Origin of the sequence: Polaribacter marinaquae, from assembly GCF_038019025.1 — a bacterium.
Classification (GTDB): domain Bacteria; phylum Bacteroidota; class Bacteroidia; order Flavobacteriales; family Flavobacteriaceae; genus Polaribacter; species Polaribacter marinaquae.
Map to the genome: position 1 here is coordinate 1,080,937 of NZ_CP150496.1, position 22,026 is coordinate 1,102,962.

General features: G+C 30.7%; 22 protein-coding genes. 2 read left to right on the forward strand and 20 right to left on the reverse strand.

Annotated features, from left to right (window positions below; all coding sequences use genetic code 11):
- Positions 1-38: 38 nt before the first annotated feature.
- On the reverse strand, positions 39-590 hold the full coding sequence (locus WG950_RS04925) for a hypothetical protein (RefSeq protein ID WP_079738382.1): 552 nt from the start codon (positions 588-590) through the stop codon (positions 39-41).
- A 34-nt stretch (positions 591-624) separates the two neighbouring features.
- Positions 625-2,649, reverse strand: coding sequence for an NADPH-dependent 2,4-dienoyl-CoA reductase (locus WG950_RS04930; protein WP_340934522.1), 2,025 nt, complete (start codon positions 2,647-2,649; stop codon positions 625-627).
- A gap of 155 nt (positions 2,650-2,804) precedes the next feature.
- Here WG950_RS04930 and WG950_RS04935 point away from each other — a divergent pair, with 155 nt between their 5' ends.
- Both WG950_RS04935 and WG950_RS04940 read left to right on the forward strand, forming a co-directional pair.
- Positions 2,805-3,545: an SDR family oxidoreductase gene (locus WG950_RS04935; RefSeq protein WP_340934523.1), complete on the forward strand. Its 741-nt coding sequence runs from the start codon at positions 2,805-2,807 to the stop codon at positions 3,543-3,545.
- A 28-nt stretch (positions 3,546-3,573) separates the two neighbouring features.
- Positions 3,574-4,953 carry an NAD-dependent succinate-semialdehyde dehydrogenase gene (locus WG950_RS04940; protein ID WP_340934524.1) on the forward strand — a complete coding sequence of 460 codons (1,380 nt, stop codon included), beginning with the start codon at positions 3,574-3,576 and terminating at the stop codon, positions 4,951-4,953.
- Positions 4,954-5,015: 62 nt separating this feature from the next.
- On the opposite strand, the gene WG950_RS04945 is transcribed toward WG950_RS04940, so the two are convergent.
- The 18 genes from WG950_RS04945 to WG950_RS05030 all read right to left on the reverse strand — a co-directional run bounded on the left by WG950_RS04945 (position 5,016) and on the right by WG950_RS05030 (position 22,023).
- Positions 5,016-5,726, reverse strand: a complete 711-nt coding sequence (locus WG950_RS04945) for a pirin family protein (protein WP_340934525.1) — start codon at positions 5,724-5,726, stop codon at positions 5,016-5,018.
- Between the two features lie 118 nt (positions 5,727-5,844).
- Positions 5,845-6,714: a pirin family protein gene (locus WG950_RS04950; protein WP_340934526.1), complete on the reverse strand. Its 870-nt coding sequence runs from the start codon at positions 6,712-6,714 to the stop codon at positions 5,845-5,847.
- Between the two features lie 54 nt (positions 6,715-6,768).
- On the reverse strand, positions 6,769-7,206 hold the full coding sequence (locus WG950_RS04955) for a MarR family winged helix-turn-helix transcriptional regulator (protein WP_079738377.1): 438 nt from the start codon (positions 7,204-7,206) through the stop codon (positions 6,769-6,771).
- A 30-nt stretch (positions 7,207-7,236) separates the two neighbouring features.
- Positions 7,237-7,497: a glutaredoxin family protein gene (locus WG950_RS04960; RefSeq protein ID WP_077808748.1), complete on the reverse strand. Its 261-nt coding sequence runs from the start codon at positions 7,495-7,497 to the stop codon at positions 7,237-7,239.
- Entirely contained in the window at positions 7,487-8,023 is a 537-nt protein-coding gene (locus WG950_RS04965; RefSeq protein ID WP_340934531.1) for an NADPH-dependent FMN reductase, read from the reverse strand. Before WG950_RS04965 ends, WG950_RS04960 begins: the two co-directional genes overlap by 11 nt.
- 9 nt (positions 8,024-8,032) lie before the next feature.
- Complete coding sequence (locus tag WG950_RS04970; RefSeq protein WP_340934532.1) at positions 8,033-8,419, reverse strand: OsmC family protein; 387 nt, start codon at positions 8,417-8,419, stop codon at positions 8,033-8,035.
- Positions 8,406-8,771 carry a DoxX family protein gene (locus WG950_RS04975; protein WP_340934534.1) on the reverse strand — a complete coding sequence of 122 codons (366 nt, stop codon included), beginning with the start codon at positions 8,769-8,771 and terminating at the stop codon, positions 8,406-8,408. Before WG950_RS04975 ends, WG950_RS04970 begins: the two co-directional genes overlap by 14 nt.
- Before the next feature lie 100 nt (positions 8,772-8,871).
- A complete protein-coding gene (locus WG950_RS04980; protein WP_340934536.1) occupies positions 8,872-10,686 on the reverse strand; it encodes a sodium:solute symporter family protein in 1,815 nt (604 codons plus the stop codon).
- A 99-nt stretch (positions 10,687-10,785) separates the two neighbouring features.
- Positions 10,786-12,471, reverse strand: coding sequence for a hypothetical protein (locus tag WG950_RS04985; RefSeq protein ID WP_340934538.1), 1,686 nt, complete (start codon positions 12,469-12,471; stop codon positions 10,786-10,788).
- A gap of 35 nt (positions 12,472-12,506) precedes the next feature.
- Positions 12,507-13,028 carry a hypothetical protein gene (locus WG950_RS04990; RefSeq protein ID WP_340934540.1) on the reverse strand — a complete coding sequence of 174 codons (522 nt, stop codon included), beginning with the start codon at positions 13,026-13,028 and terminating at the stop codon, positions 12,507-12,509.
- A gap of 23 nt (positions 13,029-13,051) precedes the next feature.
- Positions 13,052-14,287: a DUF6638 family protein gene (locus tag WG950_RS04995; protein WP_340934542.1), complete on the reverse strand. Its 1,236-nt coding sequence runs from the start codon at positions 14,285-14,287 to the stop codon at positions 13,052-13,054.
- 1 nt (position 14,288) lies between these two features.
- On the reverse strand, positions 14,289-14,873 hold the full coding sequence (locus WG950_RS05000; RefSeq protein WP_340934544.1) for an NUDIX domain-containing protein: 585 nt from the start codon (positions 14,871-14,873) through the stop codon (positions 14,289-14,291).
- Positions 14,866-16,824, reverse strand: coding sequence for an AAA family ATPase (locus tag WG950_RS05005; protein ID WP_340934545.1), 1,959 nt, complete (start codon positions 16,822-16,824; stop codon positions 14,866-14,868). Before WG950_RS05005 ends, WG950_RS05000 begins: the two co-directional genes overlap by 8 nt.
- A gap of 67 nt (positions 16,825-16,891) precedes the next feature.
- Complete coding sequence (locus WG950_RS05010; protein WP_340934546.1) at positions 16,892-17,941, reverse strand: hypothetical protein; 1,050 nt, start codon at positions 17,939-17,941, stop codon at positions 16,892-16,894.
- A 2-nt stretch (positions 17,942-17,943) separates the two neighbouring features.
- Positions 17,944-18,276 (reverse strand): type II toxin-antitoxin system PemK/MazF family toxin, encoded by a 333-nt coding sequence (locus WG950_RS05015; RefSeq protein WP_340934547.1) that lies wholly within the window; start codon positions 18,274-18,276, stop codon positions 17,944-17,946.
- Complete coding sequence (locus tag WG950_RS05020) at positions 18,277-18,522, reverse strand: ribbon-helix-helix domain-containing protein (protein ID WP_340934549.1); 246 nt, start codon at positions 18,520-18,522, stop codon at positions 18,277-18,279. It abuts the gene before it with no gap.
- Positions 18,523-18,771: 249 nt separating this feature from the next.
- The gene (locus tag WG950_RS05025) at positions 18,772-20,112 is read right to left on the reverse strand and encodes a microtubule-binding protein (protein WP_340934551.1); all 1,341 of its coding nucleotides are present in this window, start codon (positions 20,110-20,112) and stop codon (positions 18,772-18,774) included.
- A 294-nt stretch (positions 20,113-20,406) separates the two neighbouring features.
- Positions 20,407-22,023 (reverse strand): isocitrate lyase, encoded by a 1,617-nt coding sequence (locus WG950_RS05030; protein WP_340934553.1) that lies wholly within the window; start codon positions 22,021-22,023, stop codon positions 20,407-20,409.
- Between the last annotated feature and the right edge of the window lie 3 nt (positions 22,024-22,026).

Consider the following 22,026-nt stretch of genomic DNA (forward strand, 5'->3'; position numbering starts at 1 on the left):
AATGTATAAATTAAGACAAATTGTATTAATAGAAGTAATTAATATCTTCTGCCTCCCATTCCTGGACCATTTCTTCTGCCCATCATACCTTGCGAACCATTATTATTTTGGTTTTTTGGTGCTTTTGGAAGTAATTCTCTTTTTTGTGCCTTTTGGTATTTAGTCCATTTTTTAAATTGTTTTTTATTTAAAAAACTTTTTAACGCATCGTTTAACACTTTTTCATGCACATCTATACTATCTCTTATTGGTCTTATGGTTTCTCTAACTTGTTTACCAACTTTCTCTGCCAAATCTCTGTTAGAATACAATTGTTTACCAAGAGAATTTATAGTAAGTTCTAATTGTTGAAGCTTTGCAGAATTTAAAAAAGATATTTTTTTAATTTTATCATTATACTGTCTAAGAACTTTTATTGTTTTATTCTTAGTTTCATCATCTTTCACTTTGATTTTTGGAGGAACTTCAGCAAAATTATAGTAAAATATATTTGCAGAATTTTTTGCATTGTATTTAGGAAATTCCATCTCTTGTTGTGCAAAAGAAAAATAGGCTGTAAATAATGCTAAAAATAATAACGCTTTCTTCATGTTTTTTAATTTATTAGCAAAAATATAAAAAGAATTATAATTTTGCGGCTAATCTACTACCTTGATTTATGGCTCTTTTGGCATCTAATTCTGATGCAAAATCTGCACCACCAATTACATGTACATTTTTATTGGCATCTAATAAAGGTTGATATAATTCTTTAAACGGAGTTTGACCCGCACAAACTACAATATTATCTACTTCTAAGACCTTGTTTTCGTTATTTTGCCTGTAATGCAAACCTACATCATCTATTTTAGTGTAATTTACTTCACCTATAAATTGTACTTTTTTCTTTTTAAGTGTAGATCTATGAATCCAACCAGTAGTTTTACCCAAATTACCACCAAATTTACCTTTACTTCTCTTAAACATAAAGATTTCTCTTGGCGAAGGATGATATTCTGCCTTAACACCTTCTATACCAGAACGTGCTTCTAAAGTTTTATCTATTCCCCACTCTTTTAACCAAGCATCAATATTTTGAGATGTAGCTTCACCTTCGTGCGATAAGTACTCAGACACATCAAAACCTATTCCTCCTGCTCCTATAACTGCCACTCTTTTTCCTACAGGTTTCTTGTACTTTAAAACATCTAAATAACTTAATACTTTTTTATTGTCTGCTCCTTCTATCTTAAGTTCTCTAGGTTTTATACCTGTTGCTAATACAATTTCATCATAATTAGAAGTCTTTAAATCTTCTAAAGAAACTTTGGTGTTTAATTTTAAAGTAACATTATGCAATTCTATTTGTTTCCCAAAGTAACGCAACGTTTCGTAAAACTCTTCTTTACCAGGTATTTGTTTAGCAACGTTAAATTGGCCACCAATTTCAGTTGCTGCATCAAATAAAGTTACATCGTGTCCTCTTTGCGCTGCGACAGTTGCTGCAGCTAAACCTGCAGGACCTGCACCTACAACAACTATTTTTTTAGCGACTGCTACTTTTAAGTAATTTAATTCTGTTTCGTGACAAGCTCTTGGATTCACCAAACAACTTGCAACCTTTTGTTGAAAAACATGATCTAAACATGCTTGATTACAACCAATACATGTATTAATTTCATCATCTTTTTCTGCTTTCGCCTTATTTACCCATTCCGGATCTGCTAAAAATGGTCTAGCCATAGAAATCATATCTGCATCTCCTTCTGCTAATACTTTTTCTGCAGTTTCGGGCATGTTAATTCGGTTCGAAGTAATTAACGGAATCGATAATTCTTCTTTCATTTTTTTTGTCACCCAAGTAAATGCTGCTCTTGGTACTGAAGTAGCAATTGTAGGAATTCTAGCTTCGTGCCAACCAATACCTGTATTTATAATTGTTGCACCAGCTTTTTCAATTTCTTTACCTAACTGTACAACTTCTTCCCATGTAGATCCATTTTCTACTAAATCTAACATCGAAAGTCTATAAATTATTATAAAATTTTCTCCAACAGCTTCTCTTGTTTGCTTAACCAATTCTATTGGTAAACGCATTCTATTTTCATAATCTCCACCCCAAGAATCTGTTCTTTTATTTGTTCTTTTTGCTATAAACTGATTGATTAAATAACCTTCTGAACCCATTATTTCTACACCATCATAACCGGCTACTTTAGATAATTTTGCAGAGTTTACAAAATCTCTAATTGTTCTTTTAATACCAGATTGCGTTAGTTTAAAAGGCGTAAAAGGTGTTATTGGCGATTTAATTTTAGACGGTGCTACATTAAAAGGATGGTAACCATAACGACCAGCGTGTAAAATTTGCATACAAATCTTACCTCCTTCTTTGTGTACTGCTTCTGTTATCTTTTTATGATGTTTGGCATGTTTTTTTGTTGACATTCTAGAAGAGAAAGGTCCTGTCCAACCTTGTATATTTGGCGAAATTCCACCAGTAACAATTAATCCGACTCCTCCTTTTGCTCTTTCTGCATAATAAGCAGCTATTCTTTCTAAACCATTTTTTTCTTCTTCTAAACCAGTGTGCATAGAACCCATTAAAATTCTATTTTTTAAAGTTGTAAATCCTAAATCTAAGGGTTCAAAAATGTGCTTATATTTCATAATTGTCTTTTTAAATTTACTATGCATGCATAATACTTTGCAAGATATGTTTATTTTTTCAACTTAAAAAGTAAAAGAGCTAAATACAAATTTAAATGAACTAAAATGAACCTTACCTTCTAAGTAGTTTTGTAGAAATAGTAAAACTTAAAGATATGAAACTTAATAATAAAGTAATAATAGTAACAGGTGCATCTAGTGGAATTGGTAAAGCAACTGCCATTAAACTCGCTAAAAACGGAGCATCTGTAGTGTTAACTTCTAGAAGCGAAGAAAAATTAGAAGAAATAAAAGAAACAATCGAAAAAAATAATGGTAAAGCACTTGTAGTAACTTGTGATGTTACTAGTAAAGATGATTTTTCGAAATTAGTAGAAAAAACAATCCAAGAATTTGGTACCGTAAATGCAATTATTAATAATGCAGGATTAATGCCTTTGTCTTACATCGAAAAATTTAAAACTGATGAATGGGAAACAATGGTAGATGTAAATATTAAAGGTGTTTTAAACGGAATTACAGCTGTTTTACCAACTTTAATAAAAAACAAAGGTGGTAACATTATCAACATATCTTCTACTGCTGCCTATAATTATTTTCCTGGTGGTGCTGTTTATTGTGCTACCAAATCTGCGGTAAAAATGTTTTCTGAAGGTTTAAGAAAAGAAATTACGCCTAAATACGGAATTAATGTTACCTCAATAGAGCCAGGTGCTGTAAACACAGATCTTTTAAGCACTATTACAGATGAAGATATTAAAGAAGAATTGAAACAAATGAAAGAAATGACAAGTTTAGAAGCAGAAGATATTGCTGATGCCATTTTTTACACGTTAACGCAACCAGAAAGAGTTAACGTAAACGATGTTCACATTTTACCAAGTGAACAAAAATAATTATTAATCAAAAAAGAATATACTCATTATGAGCAAAGAACACATAGTAACAATAAACCCAGCAACAGAAGAAAAGTTAAACGAATATAAATATTTAACTGACAAAGAGTTAAAAGATAATATAGAAGCCTGTAATACTGCTTTTTTAGATTGGAAATTAAAACCTGTAGAAGAAAGAGCTAAAATTATTGAAGCAATCGGAAAAGAATTGACTAAAAATAAAACGGAATTAGCAAAACTAATGACTAATGAAATGGGAAAAATTATTAGTCAAAGTAAGCATGAAATAGATTTATGTGCAGGTATTTGTAGTTATACAGCTAAAAATGGTCCAGAAAATTTAGCAACAGAAAAAAGAACTTTAAGCAATGGTAAAGATGGTTTGGTAGCGTATTCTCCTATCGGAATTGTTTACGGTATTCAACCATGGAACTACCCATCTTACCAAGTAATTAGATACGCAATTGTTAATTTAATGGCTGGTAACGGAGTTTTATTAAAACACGCATCTAACGTAACAGGAACAGGACAATTTTTAGAAAAAGTGTTTGTTGATGCAGGTTTACCTAAAGGATTATTTCAGGCTTTAAAAATATCTCATGACCAGTCGGATACAATCATCAAAAATAAACACGTTAGAGGTGTTACTTTAACAGGTAGTTCTGATGCTGGTAGAAATATCGGAGAAAAAGCAACTGCTGAACTAAAAAAGGTTGTTTTAGAACTTGGTAGTAACGATGCTTATTTAGTCTTAGAAGATGCCGATTTAGAAACTGCAATAGAAGAATGTGTAAAAGGTAGAATTTATAATAACGGAGAAACTTGTATTGCTGCAAAAAGGTTTATTGTTGTAGAAAAAGTGTACGAAGACTTTAAAAAGGGATTTGTAAAAGCAATGGAAAACATTAAAGTTGGTAATCCTTTAGAAGACGGTGTAGATATGGGACCAATTGCACGAGAAGATTTAAGAGAAACTTTACATAACCAAGTTGAAAAAAGTGTTAAAAATGGTGCCGAAATTTTATGTGGTGGTAAAATACCAAATGGTAAAGGTTACTTTTATCCGGTTACTGTTTTAGGAAATGTAAAACCAGGACAACCTGCTTATAGCGATGAACTTTTTGGCCCGGTTGCTTCTTTAATTAAAGTTAAAGACGAGCAAGAAGCTATCAAAATTGCTAACGATAGTAGGTTTGGTTTAGGTGGTGGAATTTTCACAAAAGACATTGAAAAAGCCAAAGAAATTGCAACCAATCATTTTGATACTGGTATGGTATTTATAAATACTTTTGGTATCGCAGATCCTTCTATGCCATTTGGTGGTGTAAAAGATTCTGGTTTTGGTAGAGAACATGGTGGTTTTGGTATTAAAGAATTTGTAAACATAAAATCTATTGTTTTAGGATAATAGATTTCAAATTATAAAAAAACCCTATTCTTAATTGAATAGGGTTTTGTTTTTTCTACATTTTAAAAATGCATCGGAACATCTATAATTAATAACTTACTATCTTCTTTAGCTTTAATTTTAACCAAATTAGTTTCGTAAATACCTACCGCATCTCTTTTATTTAAAACAATATCTTCTATTTCAATCGCGCCGTCAATCAAGAAAAAATAAGCTCCGTTTTTTAAATGATATTCAGTTTTAAAATCTTTATCTAAATCTATCATAAACAAATATCCTTGCTGATTTATAGGCAAAGAACCATCAACTAATTTATCTTTTGGTGAAACTAATGTTTGAAATTTATTTTTTCTACCTTCTTTTTCAAAATACTTTTGGTCATAATAAGGTGTTACATTTTCTGATTCTGGAAATATCCAAAGCTGAAGAAAATTAACTTCTTCGGATGAACTATCATTAAATTCCGAATGCGTTACACCAGTTCCGGCACTCATAACCTGTACCTCTCCGACTTCTATCGCACGTTTATTTTGCATGCTATCTTTATGTGATAAAGAACCAGATATTGGTATCGAAATTATTTCCATATTTTTATGAGGATGCGTACCAAAGCCCATTTTAGGCTGAACCATATCATCATTTAAAACTCTTAAAGCACCAAAATTCATTCTTTCTAAATTTTGATAGTTTGCAAAACTAAAAGTATGATATGATTTTAACCAACCGTGATTGGCTAAACCTCTTGTTTCTGATTTGTGAATTATTTTTTTCATTTATAAACTTGTATAATTTCTTTTAAAAGTGCGGATGCGTTAGTGATTGCAACGGCATCCTTTTTGCTTTTTCTGCAAAAAGATATAGTGGAAAGCACGACCCTTTTCGGGGAACGCCCTAATACAAATACCCCATTTTACCTTGCTGATAATCTCTCATTGCTTCTAAAATTTCTGTTTGAGTATTCATAACATAAGGTCCGTATTGGGTTACTTTTTCTTTAATTGGTACACCAGAAAGAATTAATAAATTACTTTCTTTTTTCGCTGAAAAATTAATTAAAGAACCGTCTTGATTAAAGGTTACCATTTGATTTTTACCTTTAGATAACACTTGTGAGTTATTTACCAAAATCTCGCCATCTAACAGGTAAATTAAAGATTGATGCGTTTTGGGAATTTCAATTTCTGTACAGCCATTTTCTTTGGCATTTACTGTATAAACATTTACCTCTGTTTGTGTTTGAATTAACCCAAAAGTTTCTTCTAAATTGCCGGCAACAACATTAATTGCTACTTTTTTATCTTTTGATGTAATTTGTGGTATTTGCTCTTTTTTTAAATGTTGATAATTTGGAGTTATCATTTTAGATTTTGCGGGTAAATTTAACCATAACTGAATTCCTTCTAGATCGCCACCATTTTTAACAAATGCTTTGGTTGGTGCTTCTGCATGAATAATACCGCGACCAGCAGTTGTCCATTGCACTCCACCAGCTTTCACAATCATTTCGTTTCCCAAAGAGTCTCTGTGCAATTGTTCGCCTTTAAAAAGTAATGTTATCGGCTCAAAACCTCTGTGAGGATGCGGACCTAAATCAAACGGATTGTTGAATTCTGAAATAGCATAAGGACCATAGTGATGTAATAATAAAAAAGGATCTACATTTTCTAAACCTTTTGATGGTAAAGGTTGACGAAGCTTTATAGGGCCCATGTTAACCAATGGACTCTCTACAACTGTTTGAATACTTTTATATTTTTTCATGCTGTATTGCTATTTATCATGTATTTTCCAAGGAAAATATATTTGCAAATTTTTTTATCTAATTTTATCTAAAAGGTTACTTAATGTTAATGCTTCTTCTTCTGAGAGTTTATCTAAAAAAGATACATTTTTAAAATCGTCTATATTAGATAATAAATGCAAACCTTGCTGGGTAATCTGTACATAAACTACTCTTCTGTCATGCTCGCAACGCTCTCTTTCAATTAAGTTTTTGTCACACAACTTATCCATTAAACGAGTTGCATTTGGTGCTCTTTCTATCATTCTATCTTTTACAATTTGCACCTTAATTTTAGCTTTTGCACCTCGTAATATCCTTAATATGTTGTATTGTTGCGGCGAGATTCCGTGTGGCTTAAAAAACTCGTTTTCTTTACTGCTTAACCAGTTAGAAGTATATTTTATGTTTATTAAAGCTTTTACTTTATTGCTTGTAAACTTAGAATTGATATCTTTCGAAATGTCACCCATCTGCTACTTTTTTTTATTTTAAGTTAGAGTTTAAGCTCTTAACTTTAAATCTTGCATTATCTTATTAAATTCTTCTGTAGTTGGTGTTAAATACACTTTATCGTCTACAAATAAAGTCGGAAATTTAGCAACACCGTTGTACAATTCTTTACTGTGTTCTCTAGCCTCTACATCTTTAGAGATATCTTTGTATGTATAAGGCACATCTGTAGAATTTAAAAAGTTTTTAAACGCTACAGTATACGCATGCCCTTGTTTACCGTATAAAACGATGTTTAATTTATTGCTCATTAACTAATTTTTCAAAAGTGTTTACTTGTTCTTTTAATGCGATTAGAAGATCTTCTCCTGTAATTTTACCATCTTTAAAATTATCGTAAAAACTTGGTAAAGAAAAAGTAACAATATCACTAGCACCGTGTCTAGAAAATCTTTGTTCACCGGCACTTAACACAAATTGACCGCCCATTCCGCCTGGTGACGTTGCCATTAATAATAATGGTTTATCTCTAAATACTTTTACATTTATTCTAGAACTCCAATCGAAAATATTTTTAAAAGCAGCGGCGTAAGAACCATTATGCTCTGCTAAAGAAACTATAAATCCATCATAACTATCTAAGCTAGTTGTAAAGCTTTTAATATCTTCTGGAAAACCATTTTTTTCTTCGTCTTCACTATAAACAGGTACTTTAAAAGTTGCTAAATCGATTACATCAAAAGTAGAGTTTTCTAAATTTTCTGCTGCAAAAGTAACTAACTGTTTATTTATTGATGTAGAACTTGTACTACCTGCAAATGCTAATATTTTTTTCATACTTATTTTTTAAATAATTTTTGAATCTATTCTTGTTTCTCCTTTAACCATTTTTGCTACCGGACATTTTCCTGCAATTACTAGTAATCTCTTTTGTTGATCATCTGTAATTTCTTTTTCAAAAGAGATTTCTTCTGTTAAAAATTTCTCATTATTTTCTATTACCTGCGTAACTTTTACATCAATCTCACCTACATCCCAACCTTTTCTTTCAGAATACATTCTTAAAGTCATGGCTACACAACCACCAATTGCAGTTAGTAAATATTCTACGGGTGTTGGTCCGTTATCATCTCCTCCATCAACAACAGGTTCATCTAGAGTTAAAAAATGATTTCTAGCTTTTGCTTCTGCTAAATAATTTTTATTTGATAAAGTAACTTTAGAGTTTGTCATGATTTATTTTTTTTGAAGTGATGTAAGAAGTAATTAATAGAATTATAGCTACAATTGCACCCGTTTGCTCGCCATCATTAATCATTACATGTGCAAAAAAGGCTAAAATAAAAGCAAAGAAAAAACTAGAATATGCCCACTCTTTAATTACACTTTTTGTAAAAAACCATATTGCAATTAAACCTAAAATTTTAGCAATAGCATACGGATAAATAATATAAGTTGGATATCCGAAGTTGGTAAACATGTTGGCTACTTCTTCATGATTAAAAAAGTACATTCCTGCAGAAAAAAGCATTAATAATGTTAACAATCCTGTAGAAATATAATATAAAATTTTTGCTGTTTTCATACTTTAATGAATGAATTAGAGTACAAATTTACAAAATAAAATTTTATTTACCAAGGAAAATAAATACATGGAAATATTTACCTTTCAATAATTTAAGAACTTACAAGATTGTATTTTTTATTTTTTTTAAAAGTTTTATTAAAAAAATAGAAGCTATAATAACTAATGAAGTTAAAATTAATGCTTGTTTGTAATCGCCATAAATCCAAAAACCCGTTGCAAACAAACAACTATAAATTAACACGCAACTGAGTAACATTGCTAATATTGCATTAGGCAAACTCCAGTTTTTTTCTTTTTGATCAAAATTAATTCCTGCCAAATTTGCTTTTGCAACAACTTTACGCCAACCGGCGCCACTAGGTAGAATATTCTTATAAAATAATTGAAGTGTTTCATCTTTTTCTGGCGGAGTTAAAAAAGTAACTACCAACCAAATTATAGTTGTTACTAACACCACAAACGGAAATTGAAACCAACTAGGAAAAAGACCATCTTCTACACCGAATAAAATAGTTTTTAAAGACGTAAAATTTAAAAGTATCGAAATTATTCCTGATGAAAACATAGCAGAAATTTCGCTCCAAGCATTTATTCTCCACCAAAACCATCTCAAAATAAATATTAAACCAGTACCTGCACCAAACATTATAATAATATCAAATACTTGTTTCACATTTGTTAAAGTTAAAGCTAATAAACCGCTTATAACCATCATTAATATTGTACTTATTCTACCTACATTTACCAATTGTTTTTCTGTAGCTTCTTTTTTAATAAAACGTTTATAAAAGTCATTTACTACATAAGAAGAACCCCAATTTAAATGTGTAGAAATTGTACTCATATATGCTGCAATTAAAGATGCTAAAACAATTCCTAAAATCCCTTTTGGTAAAAAGTTTAACATTGCTGGATATGCCAAATCATTCCCTAATTTATCCGCAGGAATATTAGGAAAAGCACTTTGCAAACTTGCAATATCTGGATATATCACCAAAGACGCCAAGGCTACTAAAATCCAAGGCCAAGGTCTTAAAGCATAATGTACAAAATTAAAAAAAAACGTTGCACCTATTGCGTGATTTTCATCTTTAGCTGCTAACATTCTTTGTGCAATATAACCTCCACCTCCTGGTTCTGCACCAGGATACCAAGAACTCCACCATTGTAATGCTAACGGAATAATTAAAATTGTAATTACCGTATTTGTATCATTAAAATCTGGCAACATATTAGTTTTGGTTGCCACGAGTTTATTTTGAAACAAACTTTCCAAACCACCAACTTCTGGTAAATTTACAGCATAATAAGCTGCTGCTATTGCCCCAAACATGGCAATTATAAAAAGTAAAAAGTCGGTATAAACAACACCTCTAAAACCACCGAAAGCAGAAAAAATTACTGTAACAGAACCAGCATACAAAACAACTTCCCAAGGTTGAATCCCCAACATTATTCCGCCAATTTTAATAGCTGCCAATGTTACTACAGACATTACCAAAATATTAAAAATAACACCTAAATAAATAGACCTAAAACCTCTTAAAAAACTTGCTGCTTTACCACTGTATCTTAATTCGTAGAACTCTAAATCTGTAGTTACACCAGATTTTCGCCAAAGTTTTGCATAGACAAAAACGGTTAGCAAACCTGTAATTAAAAACGTCCACCAAACCCAATTACCTGCAACACCATCTCCTCTAACAATATCTGTTACTAATAACGGTGTATCTGCAGCAAATGTAGTTGCAACCATAGAAAAACCAAGTAACCACCAAGGCATAGTTCTGCCAGAAAGAAAAAATTCTGAAGAACTTTTTCCTGATTTTTTTGATACTATAAAACCAATTAATAAAATAACTGAAAAGAAAAGAACGATTATAAAATAATCTAATGCAGATAGTGCTATCATTTATTTAATTTACTTTTTAATAAAATAATTTATTCAAAAATAGGTAAATAAATTTTATGCTAGTTTTAGCAAAAAGGCAATCCTAAAAAGCTATAAATATTAATTCATTTTTATTGAATCTATCTTCTTTTGTAGTGCTTTAATTCTTTTAGAATCTAATTCTTTTTTTGAAATTAGCTTTATCGAGTCTAAAATAGATTTATTTTTCTCTAAAATTGTTTGTTCTTTTTCGAAGTAAATATTTCCGTTTTCACTAGCTCTCCAAGCTTCGTTTAATTGAATATAAACCTCTTCATTCCATGTACTTGGTTTTTTTGCATCAATCCAAATAACATCTCTATATTCACTATCAATTAATGCTAAATCGGGTGTTGCCGAACCATCAAACTGTGCATTTTCTTTTTTAATCGCCGAAATGGTACTTAGAAAAAACATTCTCTTTTTGCCAGCAATATTTTTAATATAAGGTCTAAATTCTACTGGTTTATTTGCAGACCAATCATATTCTTTTCTAGATTCTATTACTTTTAAAGGCATTGCAGAAACACCTGCATAACCTTGTTTTTTTGAAGCATGATCGTAATAATATAATTTATCGGTTCCATCCGCAGGAATAAAAACACTAAATGTTAAACTTGTTCTTTCGTCTCCAACAGGTTCTAGCCCAAACCAATGATATAAACCACTAAAAGCACCCGTTTTTGTATCAGAAAAATCGAAATCTGTTACAAATGGTTGCTGATTTTGATCGTCTGGTAAGTCTGGAATTTTAACTGCCGTTTTCATATTCCACGGCAAAGGATCTCTAAATCCTCCTAAAAACTTTAAACTTTCTGCTTGTAAACGAGATACTTTTTCTGACAGCGTATTTTGCTTTGTTAAGTATTCGTAATTTTTCATTTCATCTGGCGAAATAAAAATTCCTTTACCAATTGTAATTCTTTCTAGATAATCATTAAAATCGTGTTCACCATTTTCTACAACCATTACGCCACCAAATGTAGGATACGGAAAGAAAAAACCTTTCCACTTAATTAAACTTACAACTTGTACCCATGCGCCTTTGTCATTTTTCATGTAATAAGTATCGCTTGGTTCGTAATTAAAAAGCATCCACGGATTTAATCTTTGCACAACAGCATTGTAAGTATTTCTACTAAATTTTAAAGATTCGCCAATTGAAAAAGTTACAGGAATTCTATTTTCTGATGAAAAGCGAGGAAAAGGTGTTGTACTCGAAACAGAAAAAACCTCTTCTGTATTGTCTTTAATTCCTTGCCAAACATACTTTTCGGTTGGTTGGATTGCCATTGTCCATTGGTTATGACCATCAACTCTAACCAAATGTGGTAAAGAAACATCTTTGGTTTCTCCTACGGATTCATTTGCCATCGAAAATATATTTCTTAAAGGCTGAATTCTTTCATTTTGGGTTAAAGGAAGCTCTACAATTTCGATTCTTTGTAAACTATTATAAACATTATATGTTTTCATATAATCGTAGAATTTTAAATTCCAACCTACATAATAAACAACTGCGAAAAAAACAGTTAAAAAAACTAAAATACCAATTCTTTTACCTGTACTAGCAGATTTTCTAAATGTTCTAAGACTAAAAAATAAGATTGTAAAACACAACAATATGATAAAAATAAACTTTCTAACAAACAATAATGCTGGCTGATAATCATCTCTTAAAAAAAACAACAAAGCAAGAGTTATGATACTTAAAATCACAACTATTTTTTTTTGCCTTGGACCTTTACTCCAATAATTCTTAATCATTTTTTAAATTTTTATTTTATGAATTTTTACAAAACCTATAACAAACCTTTGTCTTTCAATCTTTCTCTAGCACTTTTTTCTTCTACTTTACTATCTTTAACTTCTTCTTGTGCTTTTTTAATAGCAACAGGTTCTTCTGTTTTTAAATCTTTCACAAAACCTTTTCCTTTTTCTAAAACATCATTAAAAGTATCTCCTAAATTTTCTGATTGTTCTTCTATAATTGCAGAAGATTTAAAAATAAACCCAGCAATATAAGTTCCTAATAACGTACCAAAAATCATCGAAGTAAATAACGAAACGGTTGTAATATCTATCGGAATTATAAAACGTGCAATTAAAACTAAAACTAAGAAAAACGTGCTTATATATACAAGTCTTAAAAGAAAGTTTTGTTGATAGATAAAGCCTTTTTTGTTCGTAATAGACATCTGTAGTTCTTTAGAATTCATCATTTTATTAAAAAAACGATACAACTTATTTCCTTGAGATTCTCTCCAAAATAAAATAATACCAAATAAAATAGCTGCAATAAATATTAAAAGTTCTAGTGTCATATTATTTGTGTAAGATGTTTTGTTTAAAAATTATTTAAAATAGTTTCTATTACCCAATCTTGAGTTGAGCTTTCTAATGTTTTGAATGTGCTATAAAATTGTTCTTTGTCATACCAATATAAAAATAACACATCTTTTGGCGCAATATTTACCAATAAATACCAAATTAAATCTTGGTGATTTGGTTTTAACGAAGAATGCGGTTTGTGCAACGAAACAAACAAATCTTTGTCTAAAAAATCTTTTGCTTTTATGGTTTTAGAAGTTTTCTTTTTTTCTAAAAACAACTCTAAACCCATTACTTTTTTTCTCGCAGAAATATCAATTTTATTTAAATAACTCTTAAAAAGAATGTCGTTTTGTAAAATATCTTTTACCAAATGTGTTGGCGACATCAAATGTTTCGAAAGCGTATATTTCTTAATTCTTTCGTATTTCTTTTGATGCAATTCTTCTTCTAGATTTGCTTCTATAACGTCATAACTTAAAAGCTTATCGATTAACTCATCATGAGAAATATGATACATTAAAATATCATGCACAGTATCGTTTATCGCTTGGTTGTATGTTTCTTTTTCTTGAAAAATTAAAATTGGTTTTACAAAATCTTTCAACACAAAAATTCCGCCAAATGCTTTCGTATAAAAAGAATCTGTAGTGTATTTAATTTCTTCTAAAATAAGATTTCTTTCACGTAAATCGCCATATTTTTTAGCAGATGCTAATAACTGTTTATGAATATTTTCGTCTATAAAATTATTGTCTAAATTAAAAGTATGAATTAATTTTAATTGGTTCTCTTTAGCTTTATTTAAGTTATTTATTAAATGAAATTTTATTACAATGTCTTTATATTTTAAAACGTCTAAAGGTTCGTAAAAAACATCTATTTTTTGATCAAAATCTAAGCATATAGCTGAATCTCTAGTAATATCTTTTATAAAATCGCCATGTTTTTTAAAAACAACCTTCATTAATTCTTTGTCAAAAGAATGAAAAGGATTGTAAATTGGTAAACTTTTTTGCAAAGGCGAAATAATAATTGCGTGCGTATTTGCCTCTTCATTATTTAAATAAAATTGCTCTTTCTTTTCTTCTGCAATCTCTGGACTCCAACCTAAACCATCAATAGAAAAAGAGGTTAACGTTGTTTTAGAAAAACCTAATTTTTCTAAACATTTATTGTAGCGCTCTACTAATTTTCCGTTAACAGAAATTAGTTCGTTTCTAAATAATTTTGCGTCTTTTAGTTTTTCCATTTTAATTTAACAAATTATGAATTTGAGCATATTGTAGCAATACAATTGTTCTTGTATCTTCTATTTTACCGCTGTTTAGCATATCAATAGCTTCTGTAAACGGTATTTCTAAAACTTCTATATCTTCGTTTTCTGATGCTATGCCGCCACCTTCGCTTACTTTCATATCATCAGAATATTCTGCCACAAAAAAGTGCATTTTCTCTGTTAAAACCCCTGGAGATGAATACCCTTCGTAAACTTTTTTAACAGACTTTAATCGAATACCAACTTCTTCTTCGGTTTCTCGTATAATACATTGTTCAGGATTATCTTGATCTAATAATCCTGCCGGAATTTCAACTAAAAAACCATCTTTATTATCATGTACAAACGTTGGAAAACGAAATTGTTTGATTAAAATTACGGTCTGTTTTTTTGTGTTATACAATAAAATTCCTGCACCATGACCACGTTCATAAACTTCTCTCATTGGTTTTACCCAACTACCATCAGATTTTTGATAATCAAAATTAAATTTAAAAAGCGTGTAATAATTGTCTGATAAAACAGTTTTTTTTATATTTTTTACTCTTAAACTACTCATTACTAAAAGATTTTCTTGCTTGTAAATCTATGTTTAATTGATTCACACGAGCATCAACTTTTCGTTTAAAATCGGTGTCTGCAATCGTTGCCACATTGTCTAAATACCTTACAACTTCTTGTCTTCTAATTTCAGAAAAATCTAAACCTTTCATATTGCTTTTCATCAATTCTTGCAACATGCCAAATTTGGTTTCGTAATTCTTTTTGAAATAAATTTCTGGATTTTCGAACCAATCTTCTTCCAAATCAAAATCTGTTAAACGTAAAGAAATTGCAGATTGAATGTTTCTAACATCTCTAGAGGAGAAAAATGGAAATATTTGCTGAATTTCTTTATACAAACTTGCAAAAAACAAATGCTGATTAGTACTATGCTTTTGCACAGCTTTGTCATAAGCTTCTAAAACTCTTTCTTCGGATGGTTTTTCTACAGAACTAAGAATTTCGCCCATATTTTTTGTAAGACCTTGATCTTTTAAATATTGATAATTTTCTGGATTTTGCATATTCACAAAATCCGGAATTGTTTTTTCAAATTTTTTCCACCAAATATAATCTTGATCTAAAAAGTCATTTTCTGTTCTTGCACCATCAATTTTAAACCTACCTTGTACTCTAGAAATTACTGCTTTGTCTAACATTTCTGGTAAATTGGTAAAAAGTCCGATAGACGAATTCCCATAATTTACAGCATAAGCACCTTCTGTATAACGTAAGAAAACACCAATTACTTCTTTAACACCAGCAGAAACTCCTTGTGCAGTTCTTTCTTGCAAGTTATTTTCGGCGTCATCAATTGGCGCAAAAATTAATTTAGTTGGGTCTTGCATAGGTTTCATCCATTCTACCATTTTTTCTGCAGAACCACCTTGAAATGTACTAATTAAAGTATCTGGCATGGGATGAAATAAAAACGGAATATCTAAATTGTCTGCATGCTCTTTTAATCGAGTTGCAATGGCAGCAATTAACATACTTTTACCTGTTCCTGGTATTCCGTAACCCATAAAAACAGGCATAAAACCACCCAATTCTTGAAACGGATTTTTCTTTGCATCAAAATCGTAACTTAACATTCTTTCTGTTAACCTACGTGCAAAATGCTTTGCATCTTTATTACCAACAATTTGTTCGAATTTAATTTTATTAAACTCAACACTTTTTGCCGTTCCAGAAAAAAAATTCTCCCAACCAGAAACGGCAAAATCTGTTTTTTCTAATTTATAAGTTCTATCTACAATTGTTTCTGTGTACTCTAAAGTACTTTTTCTTAACTGAATTTCATCAATTAGAGCTTCAAAATAAACAACCGTAAAATCGATAACATCTTTGTCTGACTTTATAATATCTGGATGTGCTAAATATTTATCAAAATAAAACAAACTACACGCAATTCCTTTTAAAGGTGACATCAAAGAAACCTCTGGAATACCAGCAAATTTCTGTTTCATAACCGATAAATCGTCCGAAGAAAATGGTTTTAAATCGTGTAATATTTTATACGAAGTTCCAAATAATTGAAATGCTGTTGCTGTTTGCATTTTACTTTCGAACTCTCGTTTACCATTGTTATCTAAAGCTGATTTACGTTCTGCTAAACTAGATAAACCCGAAGCGTCATTGTAACTATCTTTAATCCAAATTCCTAACGTTAATCCTTCTTGAACAGCGTACAAGGTTTTGTTTAAGTTGATTGGAATTGCTAAAGAATCTGGTAATAAACGTTTTTTTAACGCTAAAATTGTTTTAGAAACTGACGTAACTGAAGTGCTACTTCCGTTATTGGCTCTAGATAAATACAGTAAAATAGATTCGTCTTTGGCATCTTTATCTTTATTTTTTGCTCTAGCTCCTTGTTCCCATTGAACAGATTTTAAATATCCACTCGCTTCATCTCGAAGCATATTGAGTTCATTTTGCTTTATTGGAAAAGTAGAATTGTGTTCCATGTTTTTTTAGTTTTCAGTATACAGTTTCAGTAAGCAGTTCTGATTACTGCTACTGTTACTGCCAACTTTATCTTTTATCAATTTTTAAATTTGAAACTTGAATTGGCTGTTTTGCCAACTTATTCAATATTCCTGGTGTTTTATTGTGCAATAATTGTATAATTCTATGTGGTGCAAAAACGTATTTTTTTTGCGCTACTTCGTTCCATTTTTGCATGGTTTGTTTCGAGAAAAATCCGCCTTCTTTAAAAGTATCTCCAGAAAAAACCTCATCTATTTTAAGAGACAATGCATAACTTTCTAAAGGAATTTCCTTTTTAGCAATTGCCTCTAAAATTGCATGTGTAATTTCGTTTTCGTCTTTTGCAAATACATTATGCAACGGACCTAAATCGATTCTTTTTATATGCTTAGGATGAATATCTGGTAATTTTCTATCAATATTATACGCCATTGTATCTAACGGCATTTCTCTATCAGCACTTTCTTTTAAAACTCTATATAATTCTGATTTTTCTTTACTAATATTCTTTCCATCAAAATCGAAATACATAAAACATATAAATGGTCTGTTATGTGAAACATCGTAAAAACTCCAGCTTGTCATGTATTTTGAAGAAATACTGTCTGGTGAGTTTAAAATTTTTCCTTGCACAAATCTGTTGTAAATATATTGCTGATTTACAGATGAATAATACACTATTGATGCTGCTTGAAAAAGACGATTCCTTTTAACCGGCTGTTTTTTTCTTAATAAAGTGTCTAAAAATTCGTCTTTTATAGAGTACGATTCGTTTAGTTTTGATAAAAACTCTTTTTTTAGACCTAAGTCATTATATAAATATCTAAATTCGAGATAATTAGGAAACCCAGATTCAGTTAAATCTACCTTCATATTATCTTCCTCATCATACATATATTTTACGCGCATTGCCTCTATTGAATACAATAACAAGTCGGAATATTGCTTAAAAAATGTAAGTTCTTGCAGGTTACACAAATCTTGTCTTTGTACATTAACTAGCAATTCCTTCAACGCAAAGTCTACCATTTTATGATAGAAAACATATTGCTCTTTGGAATCTAGAATTGCAGAATCTAACGGTGTAGTTATCATGCTTAAAATTTAAGAATATCGTTTAAGGTTTTTTTAATTACCTCAACATCTTTCAACGGAATTTTACCTATTTTTTTATCGAGCCTTGTTTTAGAAACCGAACGAACATGAAAAGTTAACACTTCCGAAGTTTTAGACAATCCGTTTATTTCGCTAGGTTCTAGCACAAGGTTTCCTTTATAGTTTTTAACACTTGTTGTTAATGGACAAACAATTACAACTTGTAAATGTTTATTTAACATATTACCACTTATAATTACCGCAGGTCTTCTACCACTTTGCTCGCTTCCTTTTGTGGGATTTAAATACAATTCCCAAATTTCGCCTTGCTTCATTTAGTGAGTTTCTTCATTATTGATTGAAGTAAAATATTCTTGCATACCTTCTTCTGCAACCAATAAAATATCTTGGTCTGTACCAGCTTGCTTATAAGACTTTATGTAACTAGCCTTTTCTATTTGCTCTAAATATAACTCTAAAGCATTTTCTATTAACCTATTTTTAGGAAGCTTTAATTCTTTAGCTAAAACAGATAATTTTTCTAAAAGACTATCTGGTAATGAAGATGTAAATGTTGCCATTTTATATTTATTTTTTACAAATATAAATAATATTTATAAATTATACTTGTATTTAATAGTTAAAACTAAATTTAAAGGCTTTATTTCCAACATTATAAACACTAACCAACTTAATAAGTAAGCAATAAGCTAGTAAATAAGCCCGCGTTAAGGATTGAAATGACATCCTTTTTCTCTTTCAGAAAAAGATATAATGTAAAGCCTGACCTTCTTTTGTTTTTCTCAAAAGAAGGGAACGCCCTACTTATTTTAACCTAACAAATCGTCGTTGTTAGACTCTGGTTTTGGATCGTTTGCTGGTTCTCCACCTTCTGAAGATGCTTCTCCATCTGCCTTATAATAATCTTCGAAAATTTCTTTCATATCGATACCATAACGCTCTGCAAAGTTTGCCTGAATCTTAGAATCTTTTGCACGAATTTCATGCAAAGCCTCTGCGTAGGTGCTATAAACACCTTGCATAACTTTTTCGTGAACCGGAATGTTGTCCATCATTTCTTGACGTGCTTTGGCACTTGCCGTATGCATAGATGCTAAGGTTTCACCAATATGCTCATCGGTTTTTACACCTAAATGCTCTAAAATTGCCGCAAATTCTTGATCTGTTCTTGCTTTTAACGCAACAACATAACCGTCGTAATACTTCAAACGTTCATCTGTATCACTTTTTAATTTTGCTCTGTGTGTTTGTAAATTAGAACGTAAAGAAGTTAACACTTTAATAGTTAAATTGTGCTTGTGCACAAAACTATCTTTAGACGCCGCCAAAGTTGTGTAGGCATTTTTAAGACCTTCTAACTCTTCTACTTTTTGCTCTATAGTTGTAACTTTAGACAAAGCTTCTGAATATTCAGCAGATTGTTTGTCTGCAACTTCTTCTAATGCTTGACGCGCTTGCTTAAGCAAAGCATACTGTTCTTCTAATTTTGTTTCTGTTTCTGCTTTTTTCTCTAAAGCTTTTGTATGATTTTTAGAAGCTTCTACAATTGCATCTTTTAGCTTTTCTTCTACTTCTTTAATTTCTACTTCACGGTTTTTTAAACGCGTAACCGCTGCTTGAGATTTGTAAGAAAGCTCACTTAATAATGTTTGTACATCTGCACTTTCTATACGTTGTTGAAACTTTGCTTTTGCTTTATTATCTGCGCCAGCACGTATTTTTTCTGCTTCTTTAAATTCCGCTTGCTCCTTTTTAATTTTAGATTTACGCCCCCAAAGATTATTCCACCAAGTATCTGGTTTGTTCTCTGCGTCTTCTAATTCTATTCTTGCTCTTTCTAATGCTTTTTGCGCATCGTCTATTATTTTTTGCTCTTCTGGATTTAATGATGAGAATTTTTCAAAAATAATTCCAACCTCATCTTGATAATCAGTTAAGTCTTTAATTGCATCTAAAAGCGTTGTTCTGTCTTTTTCTGCCATGTGCACAACATCATCTAATGTTGCATTTAATATTTTTTGACGTCTTTGTGGGTCCTCTTCTTGAGATAGTTTGGATTTCATCGTATCGATGGCTTTCCCCCAGTTTACATCAACTTTTTCGGTTTTCTCGTTAGAATTCGTTTCTAATAAATCAAAATCATCAGACATAATTTGCGTAGTGTTTTTTAATTGAACAATTTTAAGACAAGCAATTTCGTTAAAAAATTTAATTTATAACAACATTTCTATAGATATATGTAGTTTTTTTATATGAATTGTTACAAACATTGTAGAAAAAATAAAAACACCACTAAAAAATAGTGGTGTTTTCGCTTCAAATAAAATTTACAAACAGCTAAATTTATGTAAACTTATTTTAAAAAAATTCCCGCATCGTTTTAAACAAACAACTAAAAAAAACAACGGCGGGAATTGTATCCTATCGAAATAGAATAAAAATTATTAAACTATAGCTTCTGCTACTTTATTTTCTTTTGCTTCAAACTGATTAGAAGTATTATTCGCTCCACCAGCCTTTAAAGCTTTATCTCCAGCAAAGAAGGTTTTGTGATCGTCTCCTAAATCTGAACCAGCCATTCTTTGGTGTTTTACACAAGAAACTCCTTTTCTAATTTCTTGTCTTTGCACACCTTTTACATAAGCTAACATTCCTTCTTCACCGAAATAACCTTCTGTTAAATCGTTCATATGCAACGCTGTTGTATGATAGGTTGGTAATGTAATTAGATGATGAAATATTCCAGCTTCTCTTGCTCCATCAACCTGAAAAGTTTTAATTTTTTGATCTGCAAGATGACATAATTCTGAACCATCATATGCTTTATCCATTAAGTTATTTCTATCATATTCCGACATATTTTCTCCCTCTGCTAACATTTCATCATACACTTGGTTACGGAAATTTAAGGTCCAGTTAAAAGAAGGCGAATTATTATACACCAACTTTGCATTTGGCACTACCTCTTTTACTCTATTAACCATATGTGCAATTTGCTTAACATTTGGTGTTGGAGTTTCAATCCACAATAAATCTGCTCCGTTCTGTAAACTTGTAACACAATCTAAAACAACTCTATCAATATTAGAACCGTCTTTAAATTTATACAATCCATTTGGTAATCTTACCGGACGCACTAATTTACCTTCTCTTTTTAATAAAACATCGTCTTCTTTGGCGTCTTCAATTGCAATTTCTTCTGCCTCTACAAAAGCTAAATATTGAGAAGCTAAATCTCCAGGCTCTTGACTTACTGGTAATTTCTGTGTTAAACCAGCTCCTTCAGAATCGGTTCTTGCTACAATTACTCCATCATCTACACCTAATTCTAAAAATGCATAACGAATTGCATTTAATTTAGCTATAAAATCTTCATGTGGCACGGTTACTTTTCCATCTTGATGACCACATTGTTTTGCGTCTGAAACCTGATTTTCTATCTGAATTGCACAAGCTCCAGCTTCAATCATCTTTTTAGTTAATAAATAAGTAGCTTCTTCATTACCAAAACCTGCATCTATATCTGCTATAATTGGAACGATATGCGTTTCAAAATTATCTATTTGATCTTGTACGTCTTCTCCGTTTTCTTTTCTTCGGAATAAATCATTTAATTCAATTGCGTCTGCTTGACGTAAGAAATCATAAATTTCTGCAATTAAACTTGGTACTGCTGTTTTTTCGTGCATTGATTGATCTGGCAATGGTCCAAATTCCGAACGTAAAGCAGCAACCATCCAACCTGACAAATACAAATAACTTTTATTTGTTGTTTTATGATGTTTTTTTACAGCAATCATTTTTTGTTGCGCCACAAAACCATGCCAGCAACCTAAAGATTGTGTATAATTTGACGAATCTGCATCATATTCCGCCATATCTTTTCTCATGATTGCAGCTGTATATTTAGCAATATCTAAACCTGTTTTAAAACGGTTTTGAGTTGCCATTCTTGCAGCACTTTCAGAATTTATAGCATTCCAAGAGTTGCCATATTTTGCTTTTAAATTTCTTACTGTTTCTAATACTGAACTATAATTTGTTTGTGCTAAATTTTTCATAAT